The organism is Arthrobacter sp. P1_A5 (assembly GCF_056406825.1).
Genome location: NZ_JBFTZL010000110.1, coordinates 1 through 12,700 on the forward strand (window position 1 = coordinate 1; position 12,700 = coordinate 12,700).

Here is a 12,700-nt window from a genome sequence, read left to right on the forward strand (position 1 = left end):
CCGCTGACGTCCGCATCGGAGCGGGCGGCGTCGGCTGCGGCGGCCCCCGCGCCGACGCCGACGGGAACGCGGGCGGCATTGGCCTCGGCCGCCGCACCGGAGAGCTCCGCGGCCTTGAGGTCCACCGCGCGCAGCGTCTTGCTGCTCTTGGCCAGGTCCCAGGCGAAGGCGATGAACGCCACCGTGTACGTGCCGGCGGCCAGCAGCATGAACAGCTCGCTGTACTGGCCCATGGTTTCGTTGATCGAGAACGGCATTACTGATCCTTCTTCGACTCGGAAGAGCCGGCTGTTGACTGGATGAAGTCTTCTGCGGGTTGTTCAGGAGCGGCGTGCGTGCCGCCGGCACCCGTGCTGCCTGTTGCCGTGCTGGCCTTATCCGCCCGGTCATTATCCGCTGTTGCGCTGGGAGCGGGCTGGGAGCCGGTCGCGGCCTCATCGCCCAACAGCCAATCGTCGGAAAGGAGTTTGCGGATTGCCGCGGCCTCCCCGGCCAGGCGGTGGTCCTCACCGCGGGCCAGGAGACCGTACTCCACCATAGTGCGGCCGTCCTCGTGGGTGCCGGTACGGACCCAGACACGGCGGCGGTTCACATAGAGCGAGGTCACGAGCCCGGCCACGGCCAGGAGCGCGAAGATCAGGGCGTACAGCTGGCCGGGGTTGTGGTGGATGTCCACGCCGATGTAGCGCTTGACGCCGTCGAAACTGATGGAACCCTTCCCGTTCGGCAGCGTGTAGCTGCTCCCGGGCGCCAGGACGATGCCCTTGGTGTCCAGGTTGCGGGCGTTGAGCGGCGTGAGCTTCTTGACGTCGAGCTCGAAGACGTTCTGCGGGGAGCCCGCGTCCAGGCCGAGGTCGCCGAAGTAGGAGTTCAGGGTCAGCTGCGGGTTGATGAGCTCCGGATCACCGCTGAAGGACACGCCCTTGTCAGTGACAAACGCCGTCGGCAGGAAGAACCCGGCGAAGGCGAGCTGTTCGGGTTTGGCGTCCGGAACCTTGATGACGACGGAGGAGTAGTAGTTCTCGCCCTGGAGCTTGGCCACCACGGGTCCCTGCATGGCAACATTGCCCGCGCCGTCGCGAATCGTGACGACGGGAGCGTAGCCGTTGCCGGTGAGGTACACGCTGGTGCCGCCGAGGCTGAGGGGGTCGTTGACCTTGAGCACCTCCTTCTTGGCGGGTGCGTCCGGGTTTTCCTTCGTGGTCACGGCGGCGGTGAAGTCGATGGGCTGACCGAACTTGCCCTTCGATTCACGGTCGAAGGTGATGTCGAACTTGTCCAGCTGGACCGAATAGGGCTGCAGCTGGCTGCTCTGGAAATTGGTGCCGGGGGTGAACTGGTCGTAGCCGACGAGGGTGTTGACGAACGTGTCGCCCTCCACCAGGATGCGCTGCCCGCTGTAGCCGAAGAGGCCGCCGGCCGCCACCGAAACCAGCACTCCGATCAGCGCGGTGTGAAAGACGAGGTTGCCGACTTCCCTCAGGAAGCCGCGCTCGGCACCCAAGGACGGGCGGACGCCGTCGCGGTCCCGCACGTCGACGCGGTAGCCGCGTTTTTTCAGCAGCTCGGCGGCGTCGGTGATGGCGGCCGACGCCGGGATCCCGGCGTCGGCCGGAATCACCAGAGTGCCGTATTCGGGGAGCCTGGACAGGCGGGCGGGCGTGCGAGGGGGCTGGGAGCGCATCGCTTTGTAGTGCGCGATGGCGCGCGGGATCACGCAGCCAATCAGCGAGACGAACAGCAGGATGTAGATCGCGGAAAACCAGGCCGAGGAGTAGACGTCGTAGAGCTGCACCGAGTCCAGGATCGAGCCGTAGTCCGGGTGGTCCTTGATGTACTGCGTGACAATCGCCGGGTTGGCCGGGCGCTGCGGAAACAGCGAGCCGGGCACGGCGGCGACGGCCAGCAGCAAGAGCAGGAACAGGGCTGTGCGCATGCTGGTCAGCTGCGTCCACGCCCACCGGAGCATGCCCAACGGACCCAGCGTGGGCAGGACGGCCTCGGGCTTCGGGGACTTCTTCTTTTCGTTCACGCGCTCGCTCATCAGATTGGCAAATTCACATCGGTTTGGAACCAGTACTGCAACCCGGAGACCCAGGTGCCCCACACACCGCTCGCCATCAGGATCCCAAGCAGGATCAGGATGCCTCCGCCGGTGCGCTGGATGGCGAGCCGGTGGTTGCGGAAGAAGGACATCACGCCAATGCCGCGGCGCACGGCCAGGGCGATCAGCAGGAACGGGATTCCCAGCCCAAGGCTGTAGACGAACGCCAGGAACGCCCCCTTGGCCGCCGAGGAGCCGCCGGACAGGCTAAGCAGCTGGACGGCCGAATACGTCGGACCGATGCACGGTGCCCAGCCCAGCCCGAAGGTGATGCCCAGTAAGGGCGCACCCCACAGACCGGCGGGGGGTTTGGCATGAATCTTGGCATCGCGCTGGAGCCAGCCGAAGCCGCCCATGAACACCACGCCCATGACAATCACCAGGACGCCCAGCAGCTGGGTGATCCACATGTTCTGCGAGCCCGTGATGAAGCTGCCCAGCTGCCCGAAGGCGCCGCCGAGCAGCACGAAGATCACGGAGAAACCGAGGACGAACAGCCCGATGCCGGCCAGCATGCGCCCGCGCTTTTGCTTCTGCAGGTCGACGCCGGTCAGACCCGTGACGTAGCCCAGGTATCCGGGCACCAGCGGGAGGACGCAGGGCGAGAGGAAGGAGACCAGTCCGGCCAGCAGCGCGACGGGAATGGCAAGCAGCAGCGATCCGTTCAGGATGGCTTCAGCGAAGGGGCTGTTCACGGTGGGCCGCGCTACTCGGCCACGGCGGCGGCGATGAGGGACTTCAGGGTGCCCTGCTGGATTTCGCCCAGGACCCGGGAGGCGACGCGGCCCTGCTTGTCCAGCACGAGGGTGGTGGGCACGGCGCCGGGCGGCACGAGGCCGGAAACGGCCAGCAGCACGGCGCCGTCCTTGTCGTTGAAGCTCGGGTACGTCAGGTTGAAGGTCTTGTCGAACGCGTCGGCCGTGGCCTTCTCATCGCGCAGGTTCACGCCGAAGAACTGTACGCCCTTGGTCTTGAATTCCTGGTTCAGCGCCTCGAGGGAGGGCGCCTCGACCCGGCAGGGGGCGCAGGCGGCAAACCAGAAGTTCAGCACGGTCACTTTGCCGGGGAAGTCCGCCGACGTGACGGCCGTGCCGTCGAACAGCGTCCCCTTGAGCGCCACGGGACTCTTGCGGTCCGCGACGGCGAACTCGGTCACGGACCCGTCGCCGGCCACGTAGTTCTTGTTGTCCCCGGCCTTGGCCTGTTTGGCGAGGGCGTCGTCCTGGGCACAGCCGGACAGCCCGAACACCGCGGCCAGCGCGACCCCGCCGGCGGTCAGGACGCTGCGGCGGGACAAAGGCATGTTTTCGCGGCGGTTCGCGGCCATGGTCAGGCTCCCGGGGTGCTGGCGGCACCGGGCAGCAGGGCGGCAGCGGGCTCGCTGTAGTCGACGCGCACGAGGCCGCCGGCGTCGTCGAACACCAGGGAAGTCAGGGACGTCAGGGTGCATTCGCGCTTGCGCGGGTCGTGCCACAACGGCCGGCCTTCGGCGCTGAGCCGCGTGGCCCAGATGGGCAGCTGGTGGCTGACAAGGATGGCTTCGGCCCCGTTGCCGCCCAGTTCGATGGCACGGACGCGTGCGTCCTGAACGGCCGCGATGACCCGCGCGGCCTGCTCCTTGTACGGCTCACCCCAGGAGGGCCGTAACGGGTTGTACAGCCGGGCCCAGTGCTTGGGCCGCAGCAGCTCCGCCTTCGAGACGCGGAGGCCCTCAAAGTAGTTGGCGGCCTCGATGATGCGGGATTCGGTGGCAATCTCCAGGCCCAGGGCGTCGGCGATCGGCTGCGCCGTCTCCTGAGCGCGGGTCAGTGGGGACGCGGCGAGGTGGACGATCCTGGCCCCTTGCGCGGACCGCTCCCTGAAGTGTTCCGCCAGGGTGCGGGCCATCTCCCGGCCGAGTTCGGAGAGGTGGAATTCCGGCAGCCTGCCGTACAGGACACCATCGGGATTGTGGACCTCGCCGTGGCGGAGCAAATGAACAGTGGCTTGGGGCATGTCTACCAGTTTCTCAAAGATGCCGGTCGATCTGAAATCTTCTACGGGAGGTAGAACTGATGAGTTTGGAAAAATGTTCCCCGGAGTTGGAATAAAAGATGCAAATGCATGTTTATACTGGGTGAAGCAGTTAGTTGAGATTTCAACCAATGATGCTTCAACTAGCGATCAGACGAATCACCGTAGTACCAACCCGACTCAAGGAGAACCACCATGGCACTTCCCGCAAACGTCACCACCGGCACCTGGACCCTCGACCCGTCGCACAGCGAGATCGGCTTCACCGTCCGCCACGCCGGCATCAGCAAGGTCCGCGGTCAGTTCACCGACGCCGCCGCCACCCTGGATCTCGCCGAGAACGTCACCGACTCCAAGGTCAACGCCTCGATCAAGACCGCAAGCTTCGACTCCGGTGACGCCAACCGCGACGGCCACGTCCGCGGCGAAGATTTCTTCGACGTCGAGACGTTCCCGGAGATCTCCTTTGTCTCCAACACCATCGTCCCCAAGGGCGACGCCTACGAGCTCCAGGGCGACCTCACCATCAAGGGCATCACCCGCCCCGTGGCCCTCGAGACCGAATTCAACGGCGTGGCCGTCGATCCCTTCGGCAACACCCGCGCCGGCCTCAGCGCCGAAACCACGATCAGCCGCAAGGACTTCGGGCTGACCTGGAACGCCGTCCTCGAAGCCGGCGGCGTGCTGGTCAGCGACAAGGTTGCCATCAACCTGGAACTGGCCTTCATCGCTCCCGCAGCATAGCCAGCATCAAGCACGGTCGCGGCCCGGTCACTCCCGTCCGCGCCTGACGGCCGACGCCGGTCAGCCGGGTCCGGCGCCCCGCTTCATCTTCGCGATGAAGCGGGGCGCTGTTGTTTTTCGCCGCTGCTGTCTGCCCCTCTCGGGCGCCGCCGTCGGGCACCGCGACGCGGCTCCAGATTCCCTAGATAACAGGGAAACGGCGGTCTACAGTGAGAGCCATGAGCAACCCGAGTGATGTACCTCCGCAGCAGCCGGGCGCCCAGCCGCCGGTGTCGGGCAGCGTCCCGCCCGCCGGCCCACCGCAGCTTCCCGCCAACCCGCCGCCCCCTCACGGATACCAGGCACCCCCTCCCGGGTACCAGGCACCGCCGCCGGGGTATCAGGCACCCCCTCCCGGGTACCAGGGCCAGCCGGCGTCGGCCGGCGGATTCCGCTTCGAGATGCCCACCGACCGCCCCAGGAACTTCGGCGATGCACTGCCTGCCGGCGGGCTCTCCGGCATGTTCAAGGTTGCCGCAATGCCCACCGAGCTGAAGGTCTCCTACTGGATCTGGCTGATCGGCGGGCTCCTGGGCCTCCTGGGTGGAGTCATCGGGTTGTTCGGGTCCTTCGTCCTGGTCGCCTTTGCGCCGGCAATCGGGCTCCTGGTGCTGCTGCTCGTGATCGTGGCGCTCGCACTGGCAACCGCTCAGATCATTCTGGCCATGAAGATGAAGGAAGGCCGGGAATGGGCCCGCTTCGCCCTCACCATCCTTGCCGGCATCTCCCTGGTGCTGGCACTCATCAGTTCCGGCATAGCCGACGGCCGGGCGGGCGGAGGCCTGCCGGGCTTCCTCATCAGCCTCGTTGCGACCGTGCTCATGTGGCTGCCGAACGCACAGGCCTGGTTTGCCGCCAACCGGGGCCGAATCTAGGCCTGCCGCTGCACAGGGCACCCGCGGAATCGTGGCAGCGCCAGGTCGCCCCCGCCGCCACGCGCCGGCCAGCGAATGGGGCTTGAGAATACCTCTCCGGAATGATCCACACGGCGGCCGGCCCGCGGTACGGTTGAGCTAAACCATGCTGGGGGCAGGGCAGGATCTCTGATCCCGGTGGCCGATTCGATCGACACGCAAAGGACCGCTTCATGAGCAATCCCCCAGTCCAGCCCCCGCCTCCCAACGGCTCCGAGCCGGGCGGGGAATCCACGCAGGCCCCGCAGGCACCGCAGTACGGCCAGAACGCCCCGCAGACTCCGCAGTACGGCGAGCAGACACCCCCGGCCTACGGCCAGAACGCCCCCCAGACGCCGCAGTACGGCCAGCAGACACCYCCSGCCTACGGCCAGAACGCCCCGCAGRCRCCGCAGTACGGCCAGTCCCCGTACGGCCAGTCCCCCTACGCCCAGTACCCGTCCGACCAGCCGCAGGCTCAGGGCGCGGTTCCCCAGTCGGTCAATACGTCGTTCTGGCTGATCATCGCAGCCGGAGCCTTGTGGGTCATCTCCATGCTGGTGTCCCTGGGAACCCTGGACACCCCTGCCGTCAGGGACATGTTCGAGCAGCAGATGGCAGCGAGCGGCACGAGCGTCGACTTCGAATCCATCAAGGGTGTCCTGATCGGCACTATCGTGGTGTTTGCCGCTATCAGCGCCGGGCTGTATGCCCTCGTGGCATTCAATGTCCGCAAGGGCAGGAACTGGGCCCGCATCCTGGGCACCGTGTTCGCCGCCTTGTCGGTTTTCAACATCATCCCGCTCAGCCTCGCCACCCTGGCGGCACTCGTGGGCATTGCGGCTATCGTGCTGCTTTACTTGCCCGCGGCAGCGCCGTATTTCCAGAAGCGGCAGCCCTTTGCCAACCCCTATGGACAGCCCRGAGCCCCCTTCGGGAAGTAGCGTCGCCAAGAACCACCCAGGGGGTACCACTCAGCGGGCGCGGGAACCGGAGGGCTGGCGGATCTTAGTCGGCGTCTTCCGGGTCCTGCGCCCTTTGTGCGTGATAGGCCAGAATCTGCAGTTCCGTTGCCATGTCCACCTTGCGCAGGTTGACTCCCGGCGGGACCTGCAGCATCACCGGCGCGAAGCTGAGGATGCTCCGCACGCCGGCGGCTATCACCCGGTCGCAGACGTCCTGGGCCACCGCCGCGGGCAAAGCGAGGACCACCATGTTGGCACCGGTCCGTTGCAGTACCGGCTCAAGGTCGGCGGCGTCGCTGACCCGCAGCCAACCGACTTCACTGCCCACCACCATCTGGTCGGCGTCGAAAATTGCCACAATGTCAAAGCCTCGAGACTCGAATCCGCCGTACCGGGCCAGGGCTTTGCCGAGGTTGCCCGCACCGACGATCGCGACTTTCCAGTCGTGCGTCAACCCGAGGGCGGCGGCGATGTTGCGGTTGAGGTACTGGACCTCATAACCGACACCCCGGGTTCCGTAGGAGCCAACATAGGATAGGTCCTTGCGCAGCGTCGAGGAGCTCACTCCGGAGGCCTCGGCCAGCGACTCGGACGAGACCCGGTCCACACCGTCAGCCAGCAGCGTGGTCAGGGCGCGCAGATAGATGGTCAGCCGGGCCACGGCCGCGGGCGGAATCTGTTTGGCCGCAGTCCCGGCTTCCCCGGGAACAGGCCCGGGAGATGAATCCAGCGAAGTCACTATCTGCTCCATTGCGTCGCGTTGTGCTTCCCACTCTAGAGCCCCCGCGCATCACGCAACAAAGCACCCCGCCGTCAGGAGGGCTGGTCGAGGACCCGTTGCAGGGTCCGGGTCAGGCGGGCCTCGTCGATCTTCCAGAAATCCCGCTGGACGCCGTTGACCAGCACCACCGGGATCTCCTCGGCGAAACGTTCCCGCAGCCCGGCGTCGTCGTCCACCGATTTTTCCGACCAATCTATTCCGAGCGCAGCGGTGACCCGGCCGACGGCGGCGCGCGCCTCTGTGCACAGGTGGCAGTCAGCCTTGGTGATCAGAACTACATCGGGTAAGTGTGCGGGTTTGGCCATGCATCCACCGTAGCCCGGCGGCCACTTCGGCGTCGACGCGCGGCGCAGTCCGCCCGGGTCCGGGCCCGTCCTGCCGTCGCGTCGCGCGTCCCGCGGGCGGCCGGGGGCCTGTCATTGACTAGACTCGTGGCATGCCCGAGGAGAAATACGTCATTGTGGCCAATGAGCCTGCTGCATCGACGCAGCACGGCGAGGCCGCATTTTTCGACGTCGACAACACCCTCATGAAGGGCGCAAGCCTTTTCCATGTCGCCCGCAAGCTTTACCAGCGTGGCGCCTTCACCCTGCCGCAGGCTGCCGGGTTCGCCTGGAAGCAGTTCATGTTCGTGCTGCGCGGCGAAAACATGGATGACGTCCACGCAGTCCGCGATTCCGCCCTGACGCTGGCCGCCGGCATCACGGCCAAGGACATCGAGGCGTTGGGCGAAGAGGTCTACGACGAGATGATTGAGTCGCGGATCTGGCCGGGGGCAAAGGCCCTGGCCGAACAGCATCTCCGGGTCGGGCGCAAAGTATGGCTCGTCACGGCGACGCCGATCGAGGTGGCCACTGTCATTGCCGCCCGGCTGGGCCTGACCGGGGCGCTGGGCACAGTTGGCGAGATCATGGACGGCTCGTACACGGGACGGCTTGTGGGCGAGATCCTCCATGGACCGGCCAAAGCGGTCGCGGTCCAGCACATTGCTGAGGAGCAGGGCCTGGACCTGAGCCGCTGCTGGGCGTACAGCGATTCCCACAACGACATCCCGTTGCTGAGCATGGTGGGGCACCCCGTTGCCATCAATCCCGACTCCAAACTGCGCCGCTACGCCCGCGAGCACAACTGGCCGGTCTACGACTTCCGTGCCGGCCGGCGCGCCGCCACTCTGGGCTTCAAGGCCGCGACGGTCGGAGGGGCCATCTACGGCCTGTGGCGGGGGTTCTCCCGCTTCCGCGGCCCCAGCCGCTAGGCCGCCCGCGGCTTTCCGCTGGGATTCCGGGCCGACGCCGGGGATCCGGGCGAGGCCTGAGCAAGAAAAATGCCCGTCGCCTGGAAGGCAACGGGCATTTCATGCATTTCGAAGTATTGCTACTTCTTATTGCGACGCTGGTGGCGCGTCTTGCGAAGCAGCTTGCGGTGCTTCTTCTTGGCCATACGCTTGCGACGCTTCTTAATAACTGAACCCACGAAAGTTCCTTACCGGCTAGATGCAGTACCTGCCTGTTGGGAAGGGTCCGCGGGCTAAGCAGCAGACTGAAGCAACTGACAGGTTCTTACAATGACGTAAAACGTTCCTTAACAGGGTACCGCCTCTGCGAGGCACCCCACGACCGCGGGTCCCGTGCGGGACCCAAAGCAGTCGATTCACGCTGTGAATGTTGCCGCTGACTGATCAGCCAGTTCCGGCGTGGCCGTCATTCCGGTCGACGACGGCACCCTTGAGGTACTGCTCGACGGCGTTTTCCGGCACGCGGTAGGAGCGGCCGAACCGCACGGCCGGCATCTCCCCCGAATGCACAAGACGGTACACAGTCATTTTCGATACCCGCATAAGTTCCGCGACTTCGGCCACGGTCAAAAAACGGGCCTTGGAGAAGTTGGCCTCCGTAGACATTTCCCTATTCCTTTGCTCAAGCGAACGGCAGCCCCACCTGTTGACATGGCGGTGTGCCGATGCTGAGCCATCAAACAACCATGTGTTAGCAACACTAGTTGCTCATGGTGCCAAAGTGAAAGACTTCCTCAGGAATCCCCACACGGTTTCCGCAGGAATCTCGAAAATCCCGCGGCACGCCCCTCCTCCTGCTCTTCCCTCAGGCACGGGTCCGCCGCGTGCGGGCCGAGGCGGCCAGCTGGCCCAGTACCGACGCCGTCACGTCCCAGTCCATGCAGGCATCCGTGACGCTCTGGCCATAGACCAGCCCGTCCCGTCCGGAGCCGGTAACGGCGTTGACATCAAGGTTCTGGGCCCCGCCCACCAGGAAGCTCTCGAGCATGACGCCGGCGATGGCCCCGGCGGCGGCTCCGGCACTTTCGAGCTGCGCACCGATTTCGAGGGCGACCTCGGCCTGGCGATGGTGGTTTTTGCCGCTGTTGGCGTGGCTGGCGTCGACGATCAGACGGGGGTTGAGCTGCTTCGCGGCGAGTTTCGCTGAGGCCGCTTCAACATCGGCGGCTGAGTAGTTGGGGCCCTTGCGTCCGCCGCGGAGGATGACGTGGGTGTCCGGGTTGCCGGCGGTAGCCACAAGCGCCGCCCGGCCGTCGTCGTCGATCCCGAGGAACGCCTGGGCGGCAGCGGCGGCGCTGCACGCGTCCAGCGCCACCTGGAGATCACCATCGGTCCCGTTCTTGAAGCCGATCGGCATCGACAGCCCGGAGGCCAGCTGGCGGTGGATCTGGCTCTCCGTGGTGCGGGCGCCGATCGCGCCCCAGGCGACCAGGTCCGCGACGTACTGGGGGCTGATGGGCTCAAGGAACTCGGTGGCGGTGGGCAGGCCGAGGGCGGTGACCTGGCGCAGGAAGGACCGGGCCGCGCGCAGGCCCGCGGCGATGTCGTGGCTGCCGTCCAGCCGGGGGTCGTTGATCAGGCCCTTCCAGCCCACCGTGGTGCGCGGCTTTTCGAAGTAGGTGCGCATGACGATCAGCAGGTCTTCGCGGTGCTTCTCTGCCTGGCTGACCAGCCGGCGGGCGTATTCCAGGCCCGCCTTGGGGTCGTGGATGGAGCAGGGGCCCACGATGACGAGCAGCCTGTCGTCCACACCGTCCATGATGGCCCGGACCTCGTCCCGGCCCCGTCCGACCACTTCGGCCAGGCGGGCCTCCAGGGGCAGTTCCGCCATGAGGTCTTGCGGGGTGGGCAGCGGGGTGAACTCGCTGACGCGCAGGTTCGAGGTGGAGTGTTGGGGGCCGGTGGCTGCTTCGATGCTCATATTCGGGTCCTGTTCCGGGTGCGGAGCGGGCCCTGGTCAGAACCCGCCGAAGAAATGGCGAAGGGCAGAGAATAATCTCTGCCCTGTTGGCTCTGAAGGAAAGTTGGATGCGTGTCAGTTAGACGCGGGCCCCTCCAGAGCCAACGAAAAATACGCATACCAACGGTTAGTCATAGCGTTGACGATAGCCCCGGAGCCGCGGCCGGCGCAAACGCCGGGCGTAACAATTCGCGGGCGGCTAGTTCCGGGCGGCCAGGAGTACGTGGTCGCCGGGCAGGCACGTCGCGGCAGTGTTCGCCGGCGCTGCCGCGAAATGACATTTCGCGGCACACCGGCACCACCTAGAGTGTGAGGAAACCCAGCACAGCATCCGATCCGCAAATGGAGGCAGCCATGACGCACACCGTCCCGCCCGGCAACCCCGAGGCTCCGACCACTCCCGCGGCCACGGCCCCTGGCCCTGCTGTCTCCGCGTCCGGGCAGCACACAGCCGCGGCCGCCCGCGGGCTCCCTGCCGCGCTGAAGCGCCGCGTGCCCAAGTACGCCGACCTTGCTCCCCTGATGCAGTTCAAGAAGCCGGAATTCAGCAGGGCCGCCAGGCTGCGCCGTGCCAGCACCATCTGGGACCTGCGGGACATGGCCAAGCGCCGCACACCCCAGGCGCCCTTCGATTACACGGACGGCGCCGCCGAGGCCGAAATCTCCCTCCGCCGCGCCCGCCAGGCGTTCCTGGACATTGAATTCCGGCCCGGGGTCCTGCGGGACGTCTCCAGCATCGATCTCAGCACTGACATCCTGGGCGGGCCGTCCCGCCTCCCGGTGGGGATCGCGCCCACCGGCTTCACCCGGATGATGCAGTCCGAGGGCGAATACGCCGGTTCCCAGGCCGCCGCAGCCGCCGGCATTCCGTACACCCTCTCCACCATGGGCACGGCGTCGCTCGAGGACGTGGCCGCCGCCGCACCCACTGGCCGCAACTGGTTCCAGCTGTACCTGTGGACGGACCGGGAGCGTTCACTGGAACTGATCCAGCGTGCCGCCGCGGCGGGCAATGACACGCTCATGGTCACGGTGGACACCGCCGTCGCCGGCGCCAGGCTCCGCGACGTCCGCAACGGCATGACCATCCCGCCCGCCCTGACACTCAAGACCGTACTGGATGCGTCCTACCGGCCCGCGTGGTGGTTCAACTTCCTCACCCACGAGCCGCTGACTTTCGCGTCGCTGTCCCGCTACACGGGCACGGTCGCGGACCTCATCAACTCCATGTTCGATCCCACCCTGACCTTTGCCGACCTCGACTGGCTGCGCGAGACGTGGAAGGGCAAGCTCGTGGTCAAGGGCATCCAGACGGTCGACGACGCCCGCAAGGTGGTGGACCATGGCGCGGACGGGATTGTGCTCTCCAACCACGGCGGCCGCCAGCTGGACCGGGCACCGATTCCGTTCCACCTGCTCCCGGAGGTCTCCGCGGCGCTGAAGGCGGACCGCAGCGACGCGGCGATCATCCTGGACACCGGCATCATGAGCGGCGCGGACATCATCGCCGCCCTCGCCCTCGGCGCCGACTTCACGCTGATCGGCCGCGCCTACCTGTACGGGCTCATGGCCGGCGGGCGGGCCGGGGTGGACCGTGCCCTCCAAATCCTGGCGAAGGACATGGAACGCACCATGGCACTGCTGGGCGTCAGCCGGGTCGCGGAGCTCACGCCCGGGCACGTGCGGATCCTCCGCACCTAGCACCCCTGGCAAGCCACGGGCGCCCAAACGATCGGCCGGGTGCCACTTTGGGCGAAACGGATGGCCGCAGCGCATACCCAGGGCGGCATACGCGGGGCAGGACAGCCTACTTCTTGCGGCCGAACTTGGGCAGGTTGGCCAGGAGATCGGCGGCCCTGGTGGCGGCCCGGCCCACGGTCCGCCCGATCTGCTGGGGCATTTTGTCG

At 66.7% G+C, this 12,700-nt stretch carries 14 protein-coding genes and 2 pseudogenes; 5 read left to right on the plus strand and 11 right to left on the minus strand.

Annotated elements, in window-relative coordinates; genetic code table 11:
* The 5 genes and pseudogenes from AC1D1S_RS14305 to AC1D1S_RS14325 form a co-directional block, all read right to left on the minus strand.
* A pseudogene (locus AC1D1S_RS14305) lies at positions 1 to 257 on the minus strand (c-type cytochrome biogenesis protein CcsB); the annotation flags it as partial.
* The gene (gene resB, locus AC1D1S_RS14310; RefSeq protein ID WP_476994760.1) at positions 257 to 2,044 is read right to left on the minus strand and encodes a cytochrome c biogenesis protein ResB; all 1,788 of its coding nucleotides are present in this window, start codon (positions 2,042 to 2,044) and stop codon (positions 257 to 259) included. The gene resB and the pseudogene AC1D1S_RS14305, both read right to left, overlap by 1 nt.
* Positions 2,044 to 2,799, minus strand: a complete 756-nt coding sequence (locus AC1D1S_RS14315; RefSeq protein ID WP_243182122.1) for a cytochrome c biogenesis CcdA family protein — start codon at positions 2,797 to 2,799, stop codon at positions 2,044 to 2,046. The genes resB and AC1D1S_RS14315 overlap by 1 nt, the downstream gene beginning before the upstream one ends.
* A gap of 11 nt (positions 2,800 to 2,810) precedes the next feature.
* Complete coding sequence (locus tag AC1D1S_RS14320; protein ID WP_243182123.1) at positions 2,811 to 3,431, minus strand: TlpA family protein disulfide reductase; 621 nt, start codon at positions 3,429 to 3,431, stop codon at positions 2,811 to 2,813.
* Between the two features lie 2 nt (positions 3,432 to 3,433).
* Complete coding sequence (locus tag AC1D1S_RS14325; RefSeq protein ID WP_243182124.1) at positions 3,434 to 4,099, minus strand: histidine phosphatase family protein; 666 nt, start codon at positions 4,097 to 4,099, stop codon at positions 3,434 to 3,436.
* 213 nt (positions 4,100 to 4,312) lie between these two features.
* Here AC1D1S_RS14325 and AC1D1S_RS14330 point away from each other — a divergent pair, with 213 nt between their 5' ends.
* The 3 genes from AC1D1S_RS14330 to AC1D1S_RS14340 all read left to right on the plus strand — a co-directional run bounded on the left by AC1D1S_RS14330 (position 4,313) and on the right by AC1D1S_RS14340 (position 6,737).
* On the plus strand, positions 4,313 to 4,861 hold the full coding sequence (locus AC1D1S_RS14330; protein WP_028278101.1) for a YceI family protein: 549 nt from the start codon (positions 4,313 to 4,315) through the stop codon (positions 4,859 to 4,861).
* Positions 4,862 to 5,079: 218 nt separating this feature from the next.
* A complete protein-coding gene (locus tag AC1D1S_RS14335) occupies positions 5,080 to 5,775 on the plus strand; it encodes a hypothetical protein (RefSeq protein ID WP_476943087.1) in 696 nt (231 codons plus the stop codon).
* A gap of 212 nt (positions 5,776 to 5,987) precedes the next feature.
* Positions 5,988 to 6,737, plus strand: a complete 750-nt coding sequence (locus AC1D1S_RS14340) for a hypothetical protein (RefSeq protein WP_476994761.1) — start codon at positions 5,988 to 5,990, stop codon at positions 6,735 to 6,737.
* A 64-nt stretch (positions 6,738 to 6,801) separates the two neighbouring features.
* Here the strand turns inward: AC1D1S_RS14340 and AC1D1S_RS14345 are convergent, their stop codons facing one another.
* Together AC1D1S_RS14345 and AC1D1S_RS14350 are read right to left on the minus strand one after the other, a co-directional pair.
* Positions 6,802 to 7,497, minus strand: a complete 696-nt coding sequence (locus tag AC1D1S_RS14345) for a redox-sensing transcriptional repressor Rex (RefSeq protein WP_476943089.1) — start codon at positions 7,495 to 7,497, stop codon at positions 6,802 to 6,804.
* A 74-nt stretch (positions 7,498 to 7,571) separates the two neighbouring features.
* Complete coding sequence (locus tag AC1D1S_RS14350) at positions 7,572 to 7,844, minus strand: glutaredoxin family protein (RefSeq protein ID WP_476943090.1); 273 nt, start codon at positions 7,842 to 7,844, stop codon at positions 7,572 to 7,574.
* A 131-nt stretch (positions 7,845 to 7,975) separates the two neighbouring features.
* Between AC1D1S_RS14350 and AC1D1S_RS14355 the strand changes: the two genes are divergently transcribed.
* Complete coding sequence (locus AC1D1S_RS14355) at positions 7,976 to 8,794, plus strand: HAD family hydrolase (protein ID WP_243182128.1); 819 nt, start codon at positions 7,976 to 7,978, stop codon at positions 8,792 to 8,794.
* Positions 8,795 to 8,913: 119 nt separating this feature from the next.
* Here AC1D1S_RS14355 and AC1D1S_RS14360 read toward each other — a convergent pair whose 3' ends face one another.
* From AC1D1S_RS14360 to AC1D1S_RS14370, 3 genes are all read right to left on the minus strand, one after another.
* Positions 8,914 to 9,012 (minus strand): 30S ribosomal protein bS22, encoded by a 99-nt coding sequence (locus tag AC1D1S_RS14360; protein WP_003792170.1) that lies wholly within the window; start codon positions 9,010 to 9,012, stop codon positions 8,914 to 8,916.
* Positions 9,013 to 9,217: 205 nt separating this feature from the next.
* Positions 9,218 to 9,439, minus strand: coding sequence for a helix-turn-helix domain-containing protein (locus tag AC1D1S_RS14365; RefSeq protein ID WP_018775046.1), 222 nt, complete (start codon positions 9,437 to 9,439; stop codon positions 9,218 to 9,220).
* 199 nt (positions 9,440 to 9,638) lie between these two features.
* Positions 9,639 to 10,754 carry a 3-deoxy-7-phosphoheptulonate synthase gene (locus AC1D1S_RS14370; protein ID WP_243182129.1) on the minus strand — a complete coding sequence of 372 codons (1,116 nt, stop codon included), beginning with the start codon at positions 10,752 to 10,754 and terminating at the stop codon, positions 9,639 to 9,641.
* Positions 10,755 to 11,147: 393 nt separating this feature from the next.
* On the opposite strand from AC1D1S_RS14370, the gene AC1D1S_RS14375 reads away from it, so the two are divergent.
* The gene (locus AC1D1S_RS14375; protein ID WP_476994762.1) at positions 11,148 to 12,494 is read left to right on the plus strand and encodes an alpha-hydroxy acid oxidase; all 1,347 of its coding nucleotides are present in this window, start codon (positions 11,148 to 11,150) and stop codon (positions 12,492 to 12,494) included.
* A 106-nt stretch (positions 12,495 to 12,600) separates the two neighbouring features.
* Here the strand turns inward: AC1D1S_RS14375 and AC1D1S_RS14380 are convergent.
* A pseudogene (locus AC1D1S_RS14380) lies at positions 12,601 to 12,700 on the minus strand (ArsR/SmtB family transcription factor); the annotation flags it as partial.

What these genes read in the sequence shown, in the direction of transcription:
- resB (WP_476994760.1), bottom strand. Translation starts at nt 2,044, where the DNA reads ATGAGCGAGCGCGTGAACGAAAAGAAGAAGTCCCCGAAGCCCGAGGCC.
- AC1D1S_RS14320 (WP_243182123.1), bottom strand. Translation starts at nt 3,431, where the DNA reads ATGGCCGCGAACCGCCGCGAAAACATGCCTTTGTCCCGCCGCAGCGTC.
- AC1D1S_RS14325 (WP_243182124.1), bottom strand. Translation starts at nt 4,099, where the DNA reads ATGCCCCAAGCCACTGTTCATTTGCTCCGCCACGGCGAGGTCCACAAT.
- AC1D1S_RS14330 (WP_028278101.1), top strand. Translation starts at nt 4,313, where the DNA reads ATGGCACTTCCCGCAAACGTCACCACCGGCACCTGGACCCTCGACCCG.
- AC1D1S_RS14335 (WP_476943087.1), top strand. Translation starts at nt 5,080, where the DNA reads ATGAGCAACCCGAGTGATGTACCTCCGCAGCAGCCGGGCGCCCAGCCG.
- AC1D1S_RS14350 (WP_476943090.1), bottom strand. Translation starts at nt 7,844, where the DNA reads ATGGCCAAACCCGCACACTTACCCGATGTAGTTCTGATCACCAAGGCT.
- AC1D1S_RS14355 (WP_243182128.1), top strand. Translation starts at nt 7,976, where the DNA reads ATGCCCGAGGAGAAATACGTCATTGTGGCCAATGAGCCTGCTGCATCG.
- AC1D1S_RS14365 (WP_018775046.1), bottom strand. Translation starts at nt 9,439, where the DNA reads ATGTCTACGGAGGCCAACTTCTCCAAGGCCCGTTTTTTGACCGTGGCC.
- AC1D1S_RS14370 (WP_243182129.1), bottom strand. Translation starts at nt 10,754, where the DNA reads ATGAGCATCGAAGCAGCCACCGGCCCCCAACACTCCACCTCGAACCTG.
- AC1D1S_RS14375 (WP_476994762.1), top strand. Translation starts at nt 11,148, where the DNA reads ATGACGCACACCGTCCCGCCCGGCAACCCCGAGGCTCCGACCACTCCC.